The organism is Streptomyces sp. S.PB5 (assembly GCF_030403745.1).
Taxonomy (GTDB): Bacteria; Actinomycetota; Actinomycetes; order Streptomycetales; family Streptomycetaceae; genus Streptomyces.
The window spans coordinates 321,497-340,886 of sequence record NZ_JAQMWP010000007.1; the positions used below are offsets into that span (position 1 = coordinate 321,497).

A 19,390-nucleotide genomic window follows, 5' to 3' on the forward strand; every position below is an offset into this window, starting at 1 on the left:
GTAGCAGGGCCGTTTCCGCAGGTCCGATTGTCTTGTACATGTCCAGCGTGGCCGCCAGACTGTCCGCCGAGCACGCCCGCCCCCGCCGAGGAGTAGCCGCCATGCCCCTGCGCGCCCGGCAACGTTGTCAGGCCGTCCTGACCGGTCTCGTCGCCCTCGCCACCACCACCGTCCTCGCCGCCGCCCCGCCCGCCTCGGCCGCCGACACCTGGACCGAGGTGGGCTCCGACCGCGCCGACCCGCTGACCGAGAGCCAGGGCCTGACCTCGGTCGAGGTCCCGGCGGGCAGCGCCAACAGATACACCGGGATCGGCACCATCCCCGTCTCCGTGTCCAGCCGCGGCTGGAACCACGTCGGCGACCCCGACGCCTCCTACAACGGCTACTACATCGAGCCCTACCAGGCAGACTCGGGCACCGCGAAGATGTTCCGGGTGCAGGCCCCCGGCGGCGCGTGGTCGGAGTACGTCCACACCCTCGGCTCCGGCGAGGCGCTCAACAACTCCTGGGTCGCCATCGCCCCCGCGGGCCAGTGGATGCTCGCCGGTGAGTACGGCACCATGAGCCGGCTCCTGGTCTTCCCGACGCCCGGCGTCAACGCCGGCACCTCTCCCTCGGCGAACCTCCCGCAGGTCTCCACCGTGAACCTGGACCACGCCGTACGTGACGTCCAGGGCTGCGACTTCGTCACCTCGACCCAGCTGCTGTGCTCCTCCGACGACCCCGCGGGCACGCTCTTCGGCATCACCAAGCCACTGCTGCGGATCGACCTCTCCGCCGAGCCGGGCACCACGAACGTGACCGGCCATGTCACCGCGCTCCGCCAGCTCCCGCTGCGCAGCGGATGCTCGGGCACGTTCGAGGCGGAGGGCATCGACTACGACCGGCGCACCGGCACCCTGCGGGTCATCGTCGTCTCGCCCGGGTTCTGTGTGCTGACCGACAGCAAGACGTACCGGTTCACGAAGAGCTGAGGCTCTCACTGGTCCCTTCGGGGCAGTGGTGCTTTTCTGGGGATGTGGCGCGGTTCGCGGGGAACCCGCGGTACCGCGCCACCGCCATGAGAGGAGCAGTCGTGATGAACCGATCGCATGAGGAGTCCGTCTCCATCGAGATCAGTGGATGCAGCAAGGAGGACGCCCGGATCGTGTTCGACACGCTGTGCACGTGCTTCGAGTCCGACCGGGGCGCCGACGAGGTGCCGCAGCAGCTTCATGAGACGCGGCCGATGGTGTGGCTCGGCACGTTCGAGGTGACCGAGGCGCATCAGTGTCCGCCGCCGGCCCGGCTGTCGTCCTCGGTCGAGGCCGACGCGCAGGGCGGGTACTGGGCGATCGAGCAACTGCGCACCACGCTGGACTCCATGTTCACGGTGCGTGATCTGTCGTCGGCGTCCGGGGATCAGGAGCGGGAGCTGCACGTACGGCTTGAGAGCCGCTGACCCAGCAGGCCGAGCACGGCACGCCGGTACGCGGCGTGCATCACCGGCAGGTCCGCCAGGCGTGCCCGCTCGTCCGTGCCGTGCAGGCCCTCGTACCGCACGCCGAACCCGGCCGTCGCCGGGATGCCCTCCGCCGCCAGCAGATTGCCGATGTTGGACGGGCCCGCGGTCTTCGCCCGGACCGTCAGACCCTCGTGCGCCGCGGCCTCCAGGAGTGCCGCGGCGGGCTGCTCGCCCTCTGCGAGGCGGAAGGGCGGCCAGGACGCCACCGGGGTGACGGCGGCCGAGGTGCCCAGCGCCGCCACCGCCCGCCGGACCAGGTCCTCCGCCTCCCGTGCGCCGAACCCCGGCGTGGTCCGGATGTCCACGCCCACCTCGCACAGATCCGGCACCACCGAGAAGCCCTCGCCGCCATGGATCGACGTCACCGTCAGTTTCGGCGGCAGCGGGAACTCCCCGTCCGCGTCCGGGAGTTCGGCCTCCTCCAGCAGGCGCACCAGCAGCGCCGCCCGCGACACGGCCCCCGGCGTCGTGCGCCGCGAACCCGAGTGGCCGGAGTCCGCGTGGACCGCGATCGTCGCCCGCCACAGCCCCCGCCCGCCGACCACGACCTCCTCAAGGCCCGGGTAGCCGATCATCACCCCCGCCGGACGCGCCGCCCGCGGATCGGCCAGATAGGCGCGGGCGCCCCCGAAGCCCCCGGTGTGCTCGTCGGCGTCCAGCAGCACCGCCAGCCCGCCGTCGAACTCACGCCCGTGCAGCTTCGCCGCGATGCCGCAGAACATCGCCGCCGCCAGCTTGGAGTCGGCCGCGCCGCGCCCCCGCAGCCAGCCGTCGACGACGTCCCCGGAGTCCGGCGGGAACGACCACGCGCTCTCGTCCCCGAAGGGTGCCGTGTCCACGCACGCGTCCAGCGTCCACCAGGGCCCTGGGCGGCCGCCCGCGACCTCCACCAGCAGGCCGACGACGGCGCCCCCGTCGTCGCGCAGACGTCGATGCGGCAGGTTCCGCGCGGTGAGCCAGTGCTCGAGAACGCCCAGCACGGGGGCGTAGTCGTCGATTCCGGCGCGGCTCGGGCGGCGGATCAGCTGCTGGGCGAGTTCGACGATCTCCGCGGTCATGGGGCCACTGTGCCCGAGGGTGGTCCGCGTCACGCCTCCCGGGTTGTGCAACTAGTTGCATAAAGCGTCCGCGGTCCTCTACAACAGAGAGCACGACCACCCGCGCACGGAGGCGCCCCATGAGCCGTTACCCGCACCTGCTGAGCCCGCTGGACCTGGGCTTCACCACGCTGCCCAACCGGGTCCTCATGGGCTCCATGCACGTCGGCCTGGAGGAGGCCGAGCGCGGCTTCGAGCGGATGGCGGCCTTCTACGCCGAGCGCGCGCGTGGGGGCGTCGGCCTCATCGTCACCGGCGGCATCGCGCCCAACGACGCCGGTCGGCCCTACGAGGGCGGCGCGAAGCTCACCACCGAGGCGGAGGCCGACCAGCACCGGGTCATCACCGAGGCGGTGCACCGCGAGGGCGGCCGGATCGCGATGCAGATCCTGCACTTCGGCCGGTACGCCTACCACCAGGACCTGGTCGCCCCGAGCCCCCTCCAGGCACCGATCAGCCCTTTCCCGCCCCATGAGCTCACCGACGCCGAGGTCGAGCAGACCATCGACGACTACGCCCGCGCCGCCCGCCTCGCCCGGCAGGCCGGCTACGACGGCGTGGAGATCATGGGCTCCGAGGGCTATCTGATCAACGAGTTCATCGCTGCGCAGACCAACCAGCGGACCGACCGCTGGGGCGGGTCCTACGAGAACCGGATGCGCTTCCCGGTGGAGATCGTGCGGCGGGTGCGCGAGGCCGTCGGCACGGACTTCATCATCGTCTACCGGCTGTCCATGCTGGACCTGGTCCCCGGCGGCTCCACCCACGACGAGGTGGTCACCCTCGCCAAGGCCGTCGAGGCGGCGGGCGCCACCATCATCAACACCGGCATCGGCTGGCACGAGGCCCGCATCCCCACCATCGCCACCTCGGTGCCGCGCGGCGCGTACGCCTGGGTCACCAAGAAGCTCATGGGCGAGGTGTCGGTCCCGCTCGTCACCACCAACCGCATCAACACCCCCGAGGTGGCCGAGGAGCTGCTCGCCGACGGGTACGCGGACATGGTGTCCATGGCCCGCCCGATGCTCGCCGACCCCGACTTCGTGAACAAGGCCGCCGCCGGCACCCCCGAGGCCATCAACACCTGCATCGGCTGCAACCAGGCCTGCCTCGACCACACCTTCAGCCTTCAGATCACCTCCTGCCTGGTCAACCCGCGCGCCTGCCACGAGACCGAACTCGTGCTGTCCCCGACCCGGCTGAAGAAGCGCGTCGCGGTCGTCGGCGCGGGCCCGGCGGGTCTCGCCTGTTCCGTCTCCGCCGCCGAGCGCGGCCACGACGTCACCCTCTTCGACGCCGCGAGCGAGATCGGCGGCCAGCTCAACGTCGCCCGCCAGGTCCCCGGCAAGCAGGAGTTCGACGAGACCCTGCGCTACTTCCGCCACCAGCTCGACGCCCACGGCGTGGACGTACGCCTGGACACCCTGGTGACAGCGGCGGACCTGGACGGCTACGACGAGGTCGTCGTCGCCACCGGTGTCACCCCGCGCGTCCCCGACATCCCGGGCGTCGACCACCCGAGCGTCGTCGGCTACCTCGACGTCCTGCGCGACAAGGTCCCCGTCGGCGAGCGGGTCGCCGTGCTCGGCGCGGGCGGCATCGGCTTCGACGTCGCCGAGTTCCTCACCGACGGCGGCGACAAGGCGCACGAGGACCCGGCGACGTACTTCCGCCTCTGGGGCGTCGACATGGACCACACGACCCCCGGCGGCCTCGCGAAGCCCGAGCGGCCCGCCCCGCCGCGCACCGTCCATCTGCTCCAGCGCAAGACCACCAAGGTCGGCGCCGGGCTCGGCAAGACCACCGGCTGGATCCACCGCACCGAGCTCAAGCAGCGCGGCGTCACGATGGTCCCGGGCGTGCGCTACGACCGGATCGACGACGCCGGTCTGCATGTCACCATCGGCGAGGAGAGCACGGTCCTGGAGGTCGACACCATCGTGCTGTGCACCGGCCAGGAACCGCGCCGCGACCTGTACGAGGAGCTGGCCGCCTCGGGGGTGAGCGTGCACCTCATCGGCGGCGCCGACGTGGCCGCCGAACTGGACGCCAAGCGGGCCGTCAAGCAGGGCACCGAGGTCGCGGCCGCCCTGTAGGGGCCGTCCCTAGGATGAGTTCATGTCACTCCCGCACGCGATCCTCACCGCCCTGCTGGAAAGGCCGTCCTCGGGCCTGGAACTGACCCGCCGATTCGACAGGTCGATCGGCTACTTCTGGTCGGCGACGCATCAGCAGATCTATCGCGAGCTGGGGAAACTGGAGGCCGGGGGCCACATCCGGGCCCTGGCGCCGGAGCAGCCGGCCCGGGGACAGAAGAAGCGGTACGAGGTGCTGCCCGCGGGCCGGGACGAACTGGCCCGCTGGGCGGCCGCGTCCCAGGACCCCAAGCCGTACCGCGACAGCCTGTTCCTGCGGCTGCGGGCGGCGGCCGTGGTCGGCACCGAGGGCATCGAGGCCGATCTGCGCCGGCATCTGGAGGTGCACCGGGGGCAGCTGGCGGAGTACGAGGAGATCGAGAAGCGTGACTTCCCGCCCGGCAAGGACAGCCCGCAGGACCGGTTGCAGCACCTGATCCTGCGGGCGGGGATCGATCTGGAGACCTTCTGGACGCAGTGGCTCACCCACGCGCTGGAGGAGTTCGCCGAACTGCCCGATCAGAGCCGGTAGGGCTTGGCGCGCCGGCGCAGGAACCAGGCCGCCGCGATGCCGCCGATACCGACCAGGGCGGCACCGGCGCCCAGGGTGAGGGGGCCGTAGTCCTTGATGCCGCCGCCGAGTCCGCCCATCACGCCGCGCGAGGGCGAGGCCGTGGCGGAGATCGTCGGGGTGGTGGCGGTCGAGACGATGACCGACTGGGTGCCCGCCGGGGTGCTCTGGGTCGAGCACATGACGATGACGGTGTACGTGCCGGGGCTCACGTTCGACCAGGCGGCCGACTGCAGGGAACTGGTTCCCGACAGCGTCACCTGGCGGCCCTGGGCGAAGTTCGCCTGGCTGCTGTTGAGCAGTGAGGCGGTGCCCCAGTTGCCGCCGCCGTCCTGGGTGCACGCGCTGGTCGTGACGGACACCGTGGACCCGGTCGTGCTCACGGAGATCCCGGAAGCGGCCGCCGCCGGCGAGACGGTGAGTGCGACGGCGGCAGCTGCGGTCAGGCCGGAGCGGAGGAGAAGCTGAGTAGTACGCATGGACTGCCCTCCGGCGGCACGGTTGGCGGTACATCCTTGCGCCGCCGAGGTCGGGAGTCGCCCGTGCGCCTCAGGGGCAGCCAACGTCTCCACGGCCCGTCCCGCATGCGGACCGCCCCCGGCCGTGTGACGGATTCCTTCGTACGGCTCAGGCGTGAGGGCCCGTCACGGCCCCGGGGCATCCGCCGTCATGGCGTCGCGCCGCCCGTCGTCACCGTCCGCTCCGGCGAGAATCCGCCCCACGTCCCGTCCGGCAGCTTCGCCCGGATCCGCACCCGAAGTCCGACCCCGGCCTCGCGCCCCACGAAGAAGCTGTACGTCGCCCTGTCGCGCGGCGCGTCCCCGCCGAAGACCAGTGAGGTGGCCGCACGCCCGTCCAGGTGCACCTGATACTCCGTGACCACACCGTCCGCACGCGGCGGAACCCAGGCCAGGTCCAGGTAGTACGCCCCGTCGCCGCCCTGCCGGGTCGCCGCCCGGAAGCCGGTGGGGGCGGTGCCGCGGCCGTCGTCGGTGCCCGGCGCGGTGGTGAGCCGGACGGCACCGCTCGCCGGGGAGACGTTGTCGGCCGCGTCCCGGGCCCGCACGGTGAAGGCGTAACCGGTGCCGGGCCGCAGCCCGGTCACCACGGTGGCCGTCTGATTCCCGCCCACACTGTGGATCTTCGTGCCGCCCTGGAGGACGTCGTACGACATCACACCCCGGTCGTCCGAGGACGCGCCCCACGACAGCTGTACGGCCCGGCTTCCGATCACCTTGCCCGTCGGCTTCCGCGGTGTGGTGGGCGCCGAGCCGTCCGCCGTCGCCGCGGCCGGGGTGGTCGCGCGGACCTCGGCGCTGGGTGGCCCGAGCCGTCCGTCACCGTCCCGGGCCCGCACGGTGAAGACATACATGGTGGACGGCCTGAGCCTGGTGACGTCCACCATGTGCTCGGAACCGGGCACTTCCCTCACCTTTGTGGTGCCCCGATATACCTCGTAGACCTCGACGCTTCTGTCGGCCGCGGTCCACATGACATGCACGCTGGTCGCGCTGCCGGCCGCGGCGGTCACGCCCACGGGTGCGCCGGGGGTTCGGCCGGTCTCCCCGCCGCCGCTCCAGGCACACGAGGCGACCAGCGTGATCGCTGCGCAGAGTGCTCCGCGGAGCGCGAGGAAACGGCGCACGGTACGGCCTCCCCGGGACGGTATTGGTCCGGACCAATATGGCCCCGTCGGCGGGAGCACATCAAGAGGGCCGTCGTTGGTGACCGGAGCCCGGGGTTACGTATGCTGAAGCTCCTCACGGCCGAACTCCCTTTGAGGGCTCGGGAGTTCGTGCTGGTGGCGCGGGCTGCTGTCGTCGCTGTTCCCGCGCCGGACGCGGGCGGCCGGGCGGCCGGAGCCGACAGGCTCAGGCGCCCGGCCCCTGTCGGAAGGTCGGGACATCCGCCGACGTGCCGAGCGCGTGCACCGTCCGGCCCCCTAACGGTGGCCGCCCGATGGCGGCGGCACCAGATTTGTCTGAGTGCCCGTCACCGTCCACCAGGAGAGGGTCCCTTATCGTGCGTGTCCAGTCACTGACGCTGGCCGCGGCAGGTGCCGCCCTGCTCGCCCCCACGACACCGCCCGTCGCCGAGCCCCAGGCCCGGCAGGAACCGGTGGTGCGCCACGAGGGCGACGTCCGCGCAGCCGACCTGCTGGCCATGGTGCGTGACTGCACCCCCGTCTCCCGCGGCCGCTACCGCAGCGACGTCGGCAGGCCCGCGACCATCCCGGTGTGCGACACCGGTGACGCCGTCTTCTGGAAGGCCGACATGGACATCGACTGCGACGGCCGGCCGAGCCGCCGCTGCAATCGGCGCACCGACCCGCTGTTCTCCGACGCCACCGCATACCAGCAGTCCGACGGCCGTCAGTTGGACGCCGCGAGCCTGCCGTACATCGTCGTGCCCATGCCCAGCCGGATCTGGAACTACCGGGAGAGCGACGTCCGCGGCGGCTCGGTGGCGGCCGTGATCTACCAGGGCCGGGTGCAGTACGCCGTGGTCGGCGACGTGGGACCGCGCGACATCATCGGCGAGGCCTCCTATGCCAGCGCCGAGGCGCTCGGCATCCGGCCCGACCCGCGCGGCGGCGGCACGGACTCCGGGGTCACCTACATCGTCTTCAAGGACTCGCAGGTGAAACCCATCGAGGACCATGACGCCGCCGTGGCCACGGGGGAGCGGCTGGCGAAGCTGTTCGTCCGGGGCCGGTGAGCGAGCGTCAGACCGCCGACCAGCCGTCGTCGACCGGCAGGACCGCGCCGTTGATGTTGCTCGCCGCGTCCGAGGCGAGGAACACGATCGCGGCGGCCTGCTCCTCGGGCCGCGCCACCCTGCCTAGATTGACGAAGTGCGCACCGAGCGCGGCCGGGCCGTGCGCCGCACTGTCGACGTCCACGACGATGCCGGTCAGGGTGCCGCCCGGCGCGATCGCGTTCGCCCGGATGCCCTGCTTGCGGTACATCACGGCCAGGGACTTGGTGAGTCCGACGATGCCGTGCTTCGAGGCCGTGTACGCCGCGCCCGCCGCGCTGCCGCGCAGACCGGCCTCGGAGGCGGTGTTCACGACCGTGCCCTTGCCCGCGGCCAGCATGTGCGGCAGCACCGCGCGCGTGAGCAGGAACGGGGCGGTGAGATTGACCCGGATGACCCGCTCCCACTCGGCGTCGTCCACGTCCGCGAGGGCCGACATGCGGTCCATGATCCCGGCGTTGTTCACCAGTACGTCCACGCCGCCGAACCGCTCCACGGCGGTCTCGGCGACTTGGTCCACGACGGCCTGCTCGCTGAGGTCGCCGGTGACGGCGACCGCGGTGCCACCCGCCTCCTCGATCTCCTTCACGACCGCCTGGGCGCCCTCGACGTTGAGATCCGCGACCAGGACCCTGGCGCCCTCGGCGGCGAAGGCCAGGGCGGCGGCGCGCCCGATGCCCGAGCCCGCTCCGGTGACGATGACACTGTGTCCGTCGAGTCCAGTGGCCATGGCTGTTCCTGTCTGTGCGGCGCGAGGGCGCTGTGCCCGGTGATGTCTCCACACTACGACTTAATGTCTGCGAGTGACATAAAGTCGTGGTGGAGAATTCCGGGAGACCGATCACCGGAGCCGGAGGAAGACATGGCCGCCGCAGCCCGTGGACGTACGGGACGACCGCCCCTGACCGACGAGCGCAAGGCCGAGATCCGGCTGGAGATCGCCCGGGCCGCGGTGGACCTGTTCGTCACCCAGGGCGTCGCGGCCACCACCGGCGAGCAGATCGGCGAGGCGGTCGGCGTCTCCGCGCGCACCGTCTGGCGCTACTTCCCGAGCAAGGAGAGCTGCGTGCGGCCGCTCTTCTCGGCCGGCATCGACGTCATCGCCGCCTGTCTGCGGGAATGGCGCCCCGGGCGGCCCCTTGAGGAAATCTTCGACCGGCTCCTGGCAGCCGACCCCACCTTCGTGGCGGGGCCGGAGAGAGCGTCGGTCGGCTCACTGGTACGCCTCACCCGCACCGAGCCGGGCCTGCGCGCCGTCTGGCTCCAGACGTACGACGAGGCCGAACCGGCGTTCGCCCGCGCCCTCGCCGAGCGCGCGGGGCTCCCGGCGGACGATCTCCGCCCCACGGTCCAGGCGGCGATGTTCAACGCGGCCCTGCGGTCGGCGGTGGAACACTTCGCCTGGCGCACGGGCGGCACGGTTGCCGACCGTGCGGAGTCGGAGGCGGACCTGGTGAGGACGATGCGCTCGGCCCTCGCGGTGGTGGCGGAAGGGCTGACCTGAGCGGCCGTGGGACAGGCGGAGCCAGGCCGCAGGGAACCCGGCTCTGAGACACCTGGTGCCCGAGCGGCTTCGGAGCGGGAGGGGCCGGTGCGGAGCGGACCTGGCCCCTTGCGAGAGGCGAAGCCGGGAAGGGAGGCGGAGGCGAAGCCGGGCGGGGGTGGGGACCCGGCCCTTGAGCCCGACACGGCCCCCGCCCCTCACCCGGACGGCGCCTCAGACCTTCCGGTACGTGTACGCCTCCGCGGCCGCCGCCTCCACCGCCGCGAGGTCGGCGCCGGTCGCCGCCGTCACCACCGCGGCCACCGCGCCCTCGACGAACGGGGCGTCCACCAGGCGGGTGTTGTCCGGGAGTTCGTCGCCCTCGGCGAGCAGGGCCTTCACGGTGAGCACCGCGCTGCCGAGGTCCGTCAGGACCGCCACCCCGGCACCCCGGTCCACCGAGGCGGCCGCCGCCGCGATGAGCTCCGAGCTGGTGCCCAGCTCACCGCCCTCGGTGCCGCCCGCCGGGGCGACGGGTACGGCGACCCCGCCCCCCGCCAGGCCCTTCGCCAGCTCGGCCACGGACGCGGCCACCTGTGCGCTGTGCGAGACCAGCACGATCCCGACGAGCTTGTCGTCACTCACCGCCGGCCTCGGCAGCCTCGGAGAGTCCCGCGATCAGCAGCGCGGACGAGGTGGCACCGGGGTCCTGATGTCCGATGCTCCGCTCGCCGAGATAACTCGCCCTGCCCTTGCGGGCCTGCAACGGCGTCGTCGCCAGCGCGCCCTCCTCGGCGGCGGCCCGCGCCGCGGCGAAGCCGTCACCGAGGGCGTCCACGGCCGGCACCAACGCGTCGATCATGGTCTTGTCGCCGGGCGCCGCTCCGCCGAGCGCCATGACCGCGTCCACCCCGGCCCGCAGCGCCTCGGCGAACTGCCCCTCGCTGACCTGCGCGTCGTCACCGAGCGCCTTGCCGGTACGCCGCAGCAGCGTGCCGTACAACGGCCCGGACGCCCCGCCGACCGTCGAGATGAGCTGGCGTCCGGCGAGGATGAGCACGGCGCCGGGCGTGTCCGGTGTCTCCTTCTCCAGCACCGCGGCCACGGCCCGGAACCCGCGCTGCAGATTGCTGCCGTGGTCGGCGTCCCCGATGGGGGAGTCGAGGGCGGTGAGCCGTTCCGCCTCACGGTCGACGGACGCGGCGGTCGCCGTCATCCAACGGCGGAAGAAGTCGGCGTCGAGCACTGGATCTCCTTGCGTGGTAGGTGAGTTGACTGCGCGCCGGCGCCGGTTCAGACGCCCCAGCGCAGCCCCGCCGTCTTCACCGGCGCGTCCCACAGCCGCAGCAGCTCCTCGTCGACCTGGCACAGCGTGACCGAGGCGCCCGCCATGTCGAGGGAGGTGACGTAGTTGCCGACGAGCGTGCGCGCCACGGCGACCCCGCGGGCGGTGAGGACCCGCTGCACCTCGGCGTTGAACCCGTACAGCTCCAGCAGCGGAGTCGCGCCCATGCCGTTGACGAGCACCAGCACCGGATTGCGCGGATCGAGATCCTCCAGGACCGCGTTCACCGAGAAGTCGGCGATCTCGCCGGAGGTCATCATCGCCCGCCGCTCCCGGCCCGGTTCGCCGTGGATGCCGATGCCCAGCTCCAGCTCCCCGTTCGGCAGGTCGAAGGTGGGACTGCCCTTGGCGTACGTGGTGCAGGCGCTCAGCGCCACGCCGAAGCTGCGGGAGTTCTCGTTGACCTGGCGGGCGATCGACTCCACCCGCTCCAGCGGCTGCCCCTCGTCCGCCGCGGCGCCCGCGATCTTCTCCACGAACAGCGTGGCCCCGGTGCCGCGCCGGCCGGCCGTGTAGAGGCTGTCCGTGACCGCCACGTCGTCGTTGACGAGCACCTTCGCCACCCGGATGCCCTCGTCCTCGGCGAGCTCGGCGGCCATGTCGAAGTTGAGCACGTCACCGGTGTAGTTCTTCACGATGAACAGCACGCCCGCGCCACTGTCCACGGCGGCCGCCGCCCGCACCATCTGGTCCGGAACAGGGCTCGTGAACACCTCGCCGGGGCATGCCGCCGAGAGCATGCCGGGGCCGACGAATCCACCGTGCAGCGGCTCGTGCCCGGAACCGCCGCCGGAGACCAGGGCGACCTTCCCGGCCACCGGGGCGTCCCGCCGTACGATCACCCGGTTCTCGACGTCCACCGTCAGTTCGGGATGGGCGGCCGCCAGGCCACGCAGGGCGTCCGCGACCACGGTCTCGGGGACGTTGATGAGCATCCTCATGGGTACCTCCTGGCGAGACTGGCAGATGGCTGTCTGAGCCGAGTTCAGCTGGAGTACTGCTGTCGGCAGTATCGACCTTGCGGCGGCGAAGGTCACGCAGGACGACAGCATGAGGCAGGCGGGGCCCGGTCCTGCCCGGCCCCGCCGCCCCTGGAGAGAGCCGCGGCGTCCGCCCGTGACTCAGCGGGCCCGCAACTCGAACCAGTCGAAGGCGGCGCTGCCCCGGGTGGCGTACATGCCGAAGACCCGTCCGGTGAAGCCGCCGGCGACCTCGGTGGTGAGGTAGCGGCCGTCGAGTTCGGCGAGGACCTCGAAGTCCCCGCCCTGCGTCTCGTATCCCAGCCGGATGCCGTCGGGTCCGCCCCGCCGGAGCCCCGCGGTCGGGTCCTGCCCGTCGGTGTCCGTGTCGCGGGAAGTGACGGTCGGAGGCAGCACGTCGGAGGTCGTGACATCGATCCGCAGGGTCAACGGCCCCTCGCCCACGGTCCGCTCGGCGACGGATCGGCGCAGCGGGCCGATCCGCGCGACCGCGCTCACCACCCCGTCGGCCACGTCGACCTCGTAGTGGTGGGCCTCGTCCAGCCGTACCGCGAGCCCGCCCCGGCCGCTTTCGGCGACCTCGACCAGGGTGCGCGCGCTGCACTCGGGGTCGTGCTGGCGGCGGCCCACGAAGAGGGCGCCGGGTCGGTCCAGGGTGTCCCCGCGGGCGTGCAGCACGAGGTGGCCGGGGCGCTCGTCGAGGCGTACGGCGTCCGGGTCCTGCCGTCGGAGCTGCACCCAGTGGGGTGCGAGGGCGGGGGAGTCGAAGTCGTCGCGGTCGGGCTCCCGCGGCCAGGGGTGCGGGGTCAACTCCGGTGCGGGGGAGCGCAGTTCGAGCGGGCCCGGCAGCGGCCAGCCGTCCTCCCAGTGCACCGGGACCAGGAAGGTCTCGCGTCCCATGCCGTGATAGAGGGGTGTGTCCCCGCGCGGCCGGGTGCCCAGCAGCACCATCCACCAGCTGCCGTCGTGGGCCTGGACCAGGTCGGCGTGACCGGTGTTCTGCACCGGGTGGCTGGTGCTGCGGTGGGACAGGACGGGGTTGTCCGGGTGCGGTTCGAACGGGCCCGGCAGAGTGCGGGCCCGGGCGATGGACAGGGCGTGCCCGCGTTCGGTGCCGCCCTCGGACAGCAGCAGGTACCACCACTCGCCGACCTGGTAGAGGTGCGGCCCCTCGGGGTACTGCAGGCCGGTGCCCGACCACAGCGCCACCGGCTCGCCGAGCAGGTCACCGGACTTGGGATCGATGCGCACCGCGCGGATGCCGTCGTTCGAGTAGACGCACCAGCAGGTGCCGTCCTCCTCCCAGGACAGGGAGGGGTCGATGCCGGGAATGGCGATCGGCACCGGGTCCGACCAGGGGCCGGCCGGGTCCTCGGCGGTCACCAGGATGTTCCCGGCCCCGGCGACCACGGTCGTGATCAGCCAGAACAGGCCGTCGTGGTGGCGGAGGGTGGGCGCGTAGACGCCGGTGGAGGCGGGTGCCGCATCGGGGAGGGCCAACTGCGAGGGCCGGTCCAGGGCGTGCCCGATCAGCCGCCAGTGCACGAGGTCCCGGCTGTGCCAGATCGGTACGCCGGGGACGTACTCGAAGCTGGAGGTGGCCACGTAGTAGTCCTCGCCCGCCCGGCAGATGCTGGGGTCGGGCGTGAAGCCGGGGATCACGGGGTTGTCGTAGAACGCCGTGTCCGTCCTGGGACGTGGGGTCGGGGGAGGTGTGACGGGAACGGTACTCACAGCGGCAAACCCCTCGTGGCATGGCATCGTCCGGCGACTTGTTGAAGCGCTTCGAAAATTGCACGCATACGTGCGGGGTGTCTAGGGTCATCCTCGAATCGAAGCGCTTCGACGATCCGCGGGCTCCCCGCCCTCCGGCGTCGGGAGGCTGCGGAGCTGCGGTCCCCGGAGCGACGATCACAACGCGGGCGGCGATTGATCGCCGCCCGCGTTGTGGTGCTGACTACGTACGGTCGCCTTTAGGCTTGCCGCGCTGGTCAGGGGTGCCGTGCGGCGGCGGGCTGAAGGGCTGGGGAGAGGTCACCGGCGACACCGGGGAGCCGGTCCGGCCCTGCTGCTGCTCGGGACGCAGCGCCTGCGGATCGCCCGACGTCGGCTCGGCACCGGCCGCCAGCTGGTCCAGACGTGCCGTCAGGACCTCGGTCACCGGCACACGGTCGGCATGCGTCCGCTCGTACGCGAGCAAGGTCTCCACGTCCTCCGTGCCGAGCGATCGGACGCGGCTCTCCAGACCACCGATGGGCAGGTGGTCGTAGTCGGGCAGGGGCAGGGTGCTGCGGCCGGGGTCGGTCATGGATCTCACTTCCCTCGGTGGGCCGGCCTTTGTGCGACGCCGGGTCGGTTGTGCGGGATGTCAGGTCAGCGGCCGCCGGGGCCGCCGCTGCCGAAGGAACCGCTGCTGCCCTCGGTCCACCGGGGCCGTTCCTTGTCCGGGCCGGTCCGGGTGGGCGAGTTGCCGAAGGCGGGCGACTCGTGCGGGGTAAGCCGGTGATCGCTCCGGGGCACCTCGTCGGGCTCACGGTTCTCCAGCACCTCGCGGACCGGGCCGTCCTCGGGCAGCTGCGGCTGCTCCTCCGGAGTCGGCGGGGGCAGCTCCCGGCGCCGGATACGTGCGCCCAGCCAGAAGGCGCCGATCAGCATCGCCACGACCACGACACCCGCGACGATCAGTCCGATGCCGAGGGCGCCTCGGCCCGCGGCCACGTCCATCCATGCGGTAGTCATGGGCACGCGAGTACCCCTCGCACCCCGCACGAACCACATCCGGAACACGGGCCGAAACCCAGGGGAGCACGGGGTTTGACCCGATCGGCCACGGCTACCCGTCTGGTGTGACGACGACCCAGCAGGAGCTCTTCCGGTTCCTGGAGGACCGCTTCGCGTGTGCGCAGGCGTGCACCGAGTGCGCCAGGGCGTGCGCTCTGCGTGCGAGCCTCGTGGATCCGGACGGGACCGAGGAACAGGAACTCGTACGACGCAAAGGCATCATGTGCGCGGAGGTCTGCGACGCGACGTGCCGGGTGCTGTCCGAGCAGAACCGCCTGGACGAGCACGGCATCCGTGTCCAGCTGGAGTGGTGCCGGACGGTCTGCCTGGAGTGCGCCCACGCCTTCGACAGGTGGCCCGGCGCCGAGGAGGCGGCGAAAGCCTGCCGCATGTGCGCCCAGGCGTGCACGGACTTCATGGCCACACTGAACTGACCTCGACGTCGCCCACGGCCCGGGCGCCCCCCGGTCCCGGTCGGGGCACATCGCGGTCCCACGGCGCCTCGCGCCGGAGGCCGCGCCCTGGCTGGGCCAGGTGCGTGTCCTGCCGGTGGCCGGAGGCGCGGTACCGGTGCCGGCCGTACGCCCGCCCGACCCGCTCTCACCCCCGGGGACGTCCCGTGTGTGCGTGAGCGCGTGTCCCGTCGCCGGCGCGAGGCGAGCCCCGGTCTCAGCCGAGCGCGCGCCCGAGCCGTACGTTCCAACGCTCCGCCCGGCCGCTGAGCTCGACCGCCGTGAGCGGTGGGACGTCCGTGCGCCAGAACGCCGACTCCGGTGCGCCGAGGGCTCGTACGACCGCCGCGCGGACGAGTTCGGGCTCGGCCACGGCGATGGCGCGGCCCGGTTCCCCGGCCAGCGAGTCCAGCCATGCCCCGGCCCGGTCGCAGACCGCGCGTACCGACTCCCCGCCGTGGGGTGCGGCGTCGGGGTCCGTCAGCCAACGCGCCAGTGACTCCGGCTCCTTGGCGCTCACATCGGCCAGCGTCGAGCCGCGCCAGCGTCCGGCGTCCAGCGCGGCGAGCGCCATCGCGTCCTCGGCGTGGAGTCCGAGCGCGGCGGCGGTCTCGCGGCAGCGCACGGTGGGTGAGCACAGGGCCCGTTCGGCCGCCGGGAGGGAACCCGCGGCGGTCTGGGCGAGGCGGAGCCCGGTCGCGTCCAGCGAGCAGCCGTCGTCGAATCTGGCCTCCCGCAGCGCCTCGGTGATGGCGGGTGAGATCAACATCACTCGGCTCGTCATACGCCCATTCCCCCGCTCAACAACCCTTCCAAGATCGGTACTTGACGGCTCGAACATGCCTGCAGCGGCCCCCGGGGTGCTCCCATGCGCTCTTGGCCGCATCCCTCCCACGCGGTACCTTCTCGTGGATATCGACGACGGTTCGGTGGAAGCCGGTGGGATTCCGGCACGGTCGCGCCACTGTATGCCGGGAACGCCCTTCGGGTGCGGGCCGGGTGAGTCAGACCCGCCCCGTCGTCCTGTGCACCACTGAAACGGGACGCGAGTTCCCCCAGGAGGTACCTGCCATGGCGCAGACCGTCGCCCAGCCGACCACCGGCACCACCGCCGTACCCGCAAAGCTCCCGATCGGCGCCATCGCCCCCTGGGCGGTCTTCTTCGGCGTGCTGATGCTGGTCATGCTCTACTTCGTCGGCGCCGAACAGGGCGCCACCTCCCTCATCTCCGGCGAGGGCGTCCACGAGTGGGTGCACGACGCCCGCCATCTGCTCGGCTTCCCCTGCCACTGACAGAGACGAGGAAGCCACTTCCCGCATGAACTCCGCAACTGTCAGAAACCTCCTGGTCCGCGGCATGCTCGCGGGCCTCGCCGCGGGTCTGGCCGCTCTCGTCGTCGCGTACTTCCTGGGTGAACCGCGCGTCGACGAGGCGATCGCCTTCGAGGAGGCCCACGCCCATGAGCACGGCGGCGAGGAACTCGTCAGCCGCACCCTGCAGTCCAGCGCGGGACTGTCCACCGGCGTCCTCGTCTACGGGGTCGCCTTCGGCGGTATCGCGGCGCTCGCCTACTGCTTCGCACTGGGCCGCATCGGCCGCTTCGGGCCGCGCGCGAGCGCGCTGCTCCTGGCGGCCGCCGGACTCGTCTCCGTCTACGTCGTCCCGTTCCTGAAGTACCCGGCCAACCCGCCGGCCGTGGGCGACCCCGACACCCTCAACGAGCGCACCACGCTGTACTTCCTGATGATCGTGCTCAGCGTGCTGCTGACGGTCGGCACGGTCATCCTGGGCAAGCGCCTCGCCCCGCGCCTGGGCAACTGGAACGCCACCCTCGCGGCGGGCGCGTTCTTCGTCCTCGCGGTCGGTCTGGCGTACGTCTTCCTGCCCACGTACGGCAACATGGTCCCGGACGGCTTCCCGGCCGCCCTGCTCTGGGAGTACCGACTCGCCGCCCTCGCCGTGCAGGTGACCCTGTGGACCTCCTTCGGGCTGGTCTTCGGGCTGCTGGCGGAGCGGCTGCTGGCCCCGAGGACGGCCACGGAGCCGGCGGGCGCCGCGAGGCCGACTCCCGTCGCCCACTGAGCGGTTCGAGCAGCACCGCGCGCGGCGGTTCGCGCCGGAAAGGGCCCCCGGTACGCCGGGGGCCCTTTCGCGTGTCCTCGCCATTCCCAATTTCTGGAACACGTTCTACCGTGTCCGCCGACAGGACCGGTCCCGGGGAGCCTGGAGGCGCCGTGCATCTCGAATACACGCCCGAGCAGCAGCGGCTGCGCACCGAACTGCGCGCGTACTTCGCCCAGTTGGTCCCGGAGGACGCGCACGCACGGCACGGCGACAAACGGGAGCAGAAGCGCTTCTACCGCGACATCATCCGTCGGCTCGGCGCCGACCGCTGGCTGGGCGTCGGCTGGCCGAAGGAGTACGGCGGACGCGGACTGAGCGCGATCGAGCAGTTCATCTTCTTCGACGAGGCCGCCCAGGCCGGCGTACCGCTGCCGCTCATGGCGCTCAACACCGTCGGCCCCACGATCATGCAGTTCGGCACGGACGAACAGAAGGCGTACTTCCTGCCGAAGATCCTCTCCGGCGAGATCGACTTCGCGATCGGCTACAGCGAGCCCGACGCGGGCACGGACCTGGCGTCGCTGAAGACGCGCGCGGTACGCGACGGCGACGAGTATGTCGTCAATGGCCAGAAGATCTGGACGACCAACGGCGACACCGCCGACTGGGTGTGGCTGGCGACCCGCACCGACCCGGCCGCCCCGCCGCACAAGGGCATCACCATGCTCCTGGTGCCGACCACCGACCCCGGCTACTCCTGCACCGTCATCAACACCCTCGCCGGCCACGACACCACGGCCAGCTACTACGAGGACATCCGCGTTCCCGTCACCCACCGCGTCGGCGCCGAGAACCAGGGCTGGCGGCTGATCACCAACCAGCTCAACCACGAACGCGTCACCCTCGCCGCCCACGGCACCATGGCGATCCGTGCCCTGCACGACGTCCAGCGCTGGGCGACCGAGACCAAACTCGCCGACGGTCGCCGTGTCGTCGACCTGCCCTGGGTGCGCCGCCGCCTCGCCCGGACCCACACCCGCCTCGAAGCCCTCAAGCTCCTCAACTGGCAGATGGTCAGCGCGGTCCAGGACGGCACCCTCACCCCGCAGGACGCCTCCGCGGTCAAGGTCTACGGCTCCGAGGCCCGCCGCGACGCCTACGCCTGGCTGATGGAGATCGTCGGCGCGGCGGGCGCCCTGAAGGAGGGCTCCGCGGGCACGGTCCTCCACGGTGAGCTGGAGCGCGGCTACCGGTCGGCCGTCATCTTCACCTTCGGCGGCGGCAACAACGAGATCCAGCGCGAGATCATCTCGTGGATCGGTCTGGGGATGCCGCGGGTACGGCGTTAACCTGCCGGTATGGGTGATCCCGGGCTGTTCACACCGAACTCGGTGACCTGGCAGATGCACGGCGACCCGATGATGTGGGTCGCCGGGGTCCGCGCGCTGTACCTCCAGGCCCTGCACCCCCGTGCGGTGCGCGGGGTCATGCAGAACTCCGACTTCCGCGAGGACGCCTGGGGCCGCCTCCTGCGCACCGCGAACTTCGTCGGCACCATCACGTACGGCACCACCGAGGCGGCGGAGAAGGCCGGTGCACGGGTGCGGAAGATCCACACCATGCTGTCGGCCGTCGACCCGGACACCGGGGAGCGGTACGGCGTCGACGAACCCGAGCTGCTGCTGTGGGTGCACTGCGCCGAGATCGACTCCTATCTGCACGTCGCCCGCCGCTCCGGGTTCCGTCTCACCGACGAACTGGCCGACCGCTACATAGCCGAACACCGCGTCAGCGCGCGGCTGGTGGGCCTGGACCCGGACGCCGTACCCGCGAACCAGGCGGAGATGGCCGCCTACTTCGAGAAGGTGCGACCCGAACTCGCGGTGGGACCCGAGGCACGCGCGGTGGACGACTTCCTGCTCCGCCCGCCGACGCATCCGCTCCTCGTCCCGGCGCGCGAGGTGCTGTGGCGGCGCGTGGCGCAGCTGGCGTACGCCGCTCTGCCGCCGTACGCCCACGAGCTGTACGGCAGACCGGCCCCGAAACCCGCCACCGTCACCCGTCAGTTGCGTGCCACGGGCACCCTGTTGCGCTGTGTTCCCGCACGTCTGCGCTGGCAACTCCCGCCCAAACACATCATCCGGGCCATGTCACGGCTCGGCCCCGGCTCGCGCCCGGCACCATACAAAGTGGGTGGATAGCTCGCCATACTGGACGGGC

The 19,390-nt window shown here is 72.0% G+C and carries 22 protein-coding genes and 1 riboswitch; of the genes, 11 read left to right on the top strand and 11 right to left on the bottom strand.

What is annotated here, in order from left to right:
- Positions 1-101 precede the first annotated feature (101 nt).
- The gene (locus PH203_RS20365; protein WP_289921898.1) at positions 102-974 is read left to right on the top strand and encodes a hypothetical protein; all 873 of its coding nucleotides are present in this window, start codon (positions 102-104) and stop codon (positions 972-974) included.
- A gap of 104 nt (positions 975-1,078) precedes the next feature.
- Complete coding sequence (locus tag PH203_RS20370) at positions 1,079-1,441, top strand: hypothetical protein (protein ID WP_289921615.1); 363 nt, start codon at positions 1,079-1,081, stop codon at positions 1,439-1,441.
- Here PH203_RS20370 and PH203_RS20375 read toward each other — a convergent pair.
- Positions 1,402-2,562 carry a M20/M25/M40 family metallo-hydrolase gene (locus tag PH203_RS20375; protein ID WP_289921618.1) on the bottom strand — a complete coding sequence of 387 codons (1,161 nt, stop codon included), beginning with the start codon at positions 2,560-2,562 and terminating at the stop codon, positions 1,402-1,404. The genes PH203_RS20370 and PH203_RS20375 overlap by 40 nt on opposite strands.
- 119 nt (positions 2,563-2,681) lie before the next feature.
- On the opposite strand from PH203_RS20375, the gene PH203_RS20380 reads away from it, so the two are divergent.
- Together PH203_RS20380 and PH203_RS20385 are read left to right on the top strand one after the other, a co-directional pair.
- Complete coding sequence (locus tag PH203_RS20380; protein ID WP_289921620.1) at positions 2,682-4,697, top strand: NADPH-dependent 2,4-dienoyl-CoA reductase; 2,016 nt, start codon at positions 2,682-2,684, stop codon at positions 4,695-4,697.
- 22 nt (positions 4,698-4,719) lie between these two features.
- Positions 4,720-5,268, top strand: a complete 549-nt coding sequence (locus tag PH203_RS20385; RefSeq protein ID WP_289921624.1) for a PadR family transcriptional regulator — start codon at positions 4,720-4,722, stop codon at positions 5,266-5,268.
- Here the strand turns inward: PH203_RS20385 and PH203_RS20390 are convergent.
- On the bottom strand, positions 5,256-5,786 hold the full coding sequence (locus PH203_RS20390) for a hypothetical protein (RefSeq protein ID WP_289921627.1): 531 nt from the start codon (positions 5,784-5,786) through the stop codon (positions 5,256-5,258). The two genes, PH203_RS20385 and PH203_RS20390, sit on opposite strands and share 13 nt — an antisense overlap.
- Before the next feature lie 188 nt (positions 5,787-5,974).
- On the bottom strand, positions 5,975-6,952 hold the full coding sequence (locus PH203_RS20395) for a fibronectin type III domain-containing protein (RefSeq protein ID WP_289921629.1): 978 nt from the start codon (positions 6,950-6,952) through the stop codon (positions 5,975-5,977).
- 377 nt (positions 6,953-7,329) lie between these two features.
- Between PH203_RS20395 and PH203_RS20400 the strand changes: the two genes are divergently transcribed.
- Positions 7,330-8,025 carry a glycoside hydrolase family 75 protein gene (locus PH203_RS20400; protein ID WP_289921632.1) on the top strand — a complete coding sequence of 232 codons (696 nt, stop codon included), beginning with the start codon at positions 7,330-7,332 and terminating at the stop codon, positions 8,023-8,025.
- Positions 8,026-8,032: 7 nt separating this feature from the next.
- Here PH203_RS20400 and PH203_RS20405 read toward each other — a convergent pair whose 3' ends face one another.
- On the bottom strand, positions 8,033-8,794 hold the full coding sequence (locus PH203_RS20405) for a glucose 1-dehydrogenase (protein ID WP_289921634.1): 762 nt from the start codon (positions 8,792-8,794) through the stop codon (positions 8,033-8,035).
- 132 nt (positions 8,795-8,926) lie between these two features.
- Here PH203_RS20405 and PH203_RS20410 point away from each other — a divergent pair, with 132 nt between their 5' ends.
- Positions 8,927-9,568 (top strand): TetR/AcrR family transcriptional regulator, encoded by a 642-nt coding sequence (locus PH203_RS20410; RefSeq protein WP_289921635.1) that lies wholly within the window; start codon positions 8,927-8,929, stop codon positions 9,566-9,568.
- 213 nt (positions 9,569-9,781) lie between these two features.
- Here PH203_RS20410 and PH203_RS20415 read toward each other — a convergent pair whose 3' ends face one another.
- The 6 genes from PH203_RS20415 to PH203_RS20440 form a co-directional block, all read right to left on the bottom strand.
- Entirely contained in the window at positions 9,782-10,192 is a 411-nt protein-coding gene (locus PH203_RS20415; protein ID WP_289921637.1) for a PTS fructose transporter subunit IIA, read from the bottom strand.
- Entirely contained in the window at positions 10,185-10,793 is a 609-nt protein-coding gene (gene dhaL, locus PH203_RS20420) for a dihydroxyacetone kinase subunit DhaL (protein WP_289921641.1), read from the bottom strand. The genes PH203_RS20415 and dhaL overlap by 8 nt, the downstream gene beginning before the upstream one ends.
- Before the next feature lie 47 nt (positions 10,794-10,840).
- A complete protein-coding gene (gene dhaK / locus PH203_RS20425) occupies positions 10,841-11,833 on the bottom strand; it encodes a dihydroxyacetone kinase subunit DhaK (RefSeq protein WP_289921644.1) in 993 nt (330 codons plus the stop codon).
- 180 nt (positions 11,834-12,013) lie between these two features.
- The gene (locus PH203_RS20430) at positions 12,014-13,606 is read right to left on the bottom strand and encodes a glycoside hydrolase family 43 protein (protein WP_289921646.1); all 1,593 of its coding nucleotides are present in this window, start codon (positions 13,604-13,606) and stop codon (positions 12,014-12,016) included.
- 223 nt (positions 13,607-13,829) lie between these two features.
- The gene (locus PH203_RS20435; RefSeq protein ID WP_289921647.1) at positions 13,830-14,180 is read right to left on the bottom strand and encodes a hypothetical protein; all 351 of its coding nucleotides are present in this window, start codon (positions 14,178-14,180) and stop codon (positions 13,830-13,832) included.
- Positions 14,181-14,245: 65 nt separating this feature from the next.
- On the bottom strand, positions 14,246-14,611 hold the full coding sequence (locus PH203_RS20440) for a DUF6479 family protein (RefSeq protein ID WP_289921648.1): 366 nt from the start codon (positions 14,609-14,611) through the stop codon (positions 14,246-14,248).
- A 107-nt stretch (positions 14,612-14,718) separates the two neighbouring features.
- Here PH203_RS20440 and PH203_RS20445 point away from each other — a divergent pair, with 107 nt between their 5' ends.
- On the top strand, positions 14,719-15,087 hold the full coding sequence (locus PH203_RS20445) for a ferredoxin (protein WP_289921649.1): 369 nt from the start codon (positions 14,719-14,721) through the stop codon (positions 15,085-15,087).
- Between the two features lie 235 nt (positions 15,088-15,322).
- Here PH203_RS20445 and PH203_RS20450 read toward each other — a convergent pair whose 3' ends face one another.
- Positions 15,323-15,889 carry a histidine phosphatase family protein gene (locus PH203_RS20450; protein WP_289921650.1) on the bottom strand — a complete coding sequence of 189 codons (567 nt, stop codon included), beginning with the start codon at positions 15,887-15,889 and terminating at the stop codon, positions 15,323-15,325.
- Between the two features lie 95 nt (positions 15,890-15,984).
- Positions 15,985-16,138: riboswitch (cobalamin riboswitch) on the top strand.
- A gap of 38 nt (positions 16,139-16,176) precedes the next feature.
- Here PH203_RS20450 and PH203_RS20455 point away from each other — a divergent pair.
- The 4 genes from PH203_RS20455 (at position 16,177) to PH203_RS20470 (ending at position 19,371) form a co-directional block, all read left to right on the top strand.
- A complete protein-coding gene (locus PH203_RS20455) occupies positions 16,177-16,398 on the top strand; it encodes a CbtB-domain containing protein (RefSeq protein WP_289921651.1) in 222 nt (73 codons plus the stop codon).
- A gap of 25 nt (positions 16,399-16,423) precedes the next feature.
- The gene (locus PH203_RS20460) at positions 16,424-17,188 is read left to right on the top strand and encodes a CbtA family protein (RefSeq protein WP_289921653.1); all 765 of its coding nucleotides are present in this window, start codon (positions 16,424-16,426) and stop codon (positions 17,186-17,188) included.
- A gap of 152 nt (positions 17,189-17,340) precedes the next feature.
- Positions 17,341-18,519, top strand: a complete 1,179-nt coding sequence (locus PH203_RS20465; RefSeq protein WP_289921655.1) for an acyl-CoA dehydrogenase family protein — start codon at positions 17,341-17,343, stop codon at positions 18,517-18,519.
- A 9-nt stretch (positions 18,520-18,528) separates the two neighbouring features.
- Positions 18,529-19,371: an oxygenase MpaB family protein gene (locus tag PH203_RS20470; RefSeq protein WP_289921656.1), complete on the top strand. Its 843-nt coding sequence runs from the start codon at positions 18,529-18,531 to the stop codon at positions 19,369-19,371.
- The last annotated feature ends 19 nt before the right edge of the window (positions 19,372-19,390 follow it).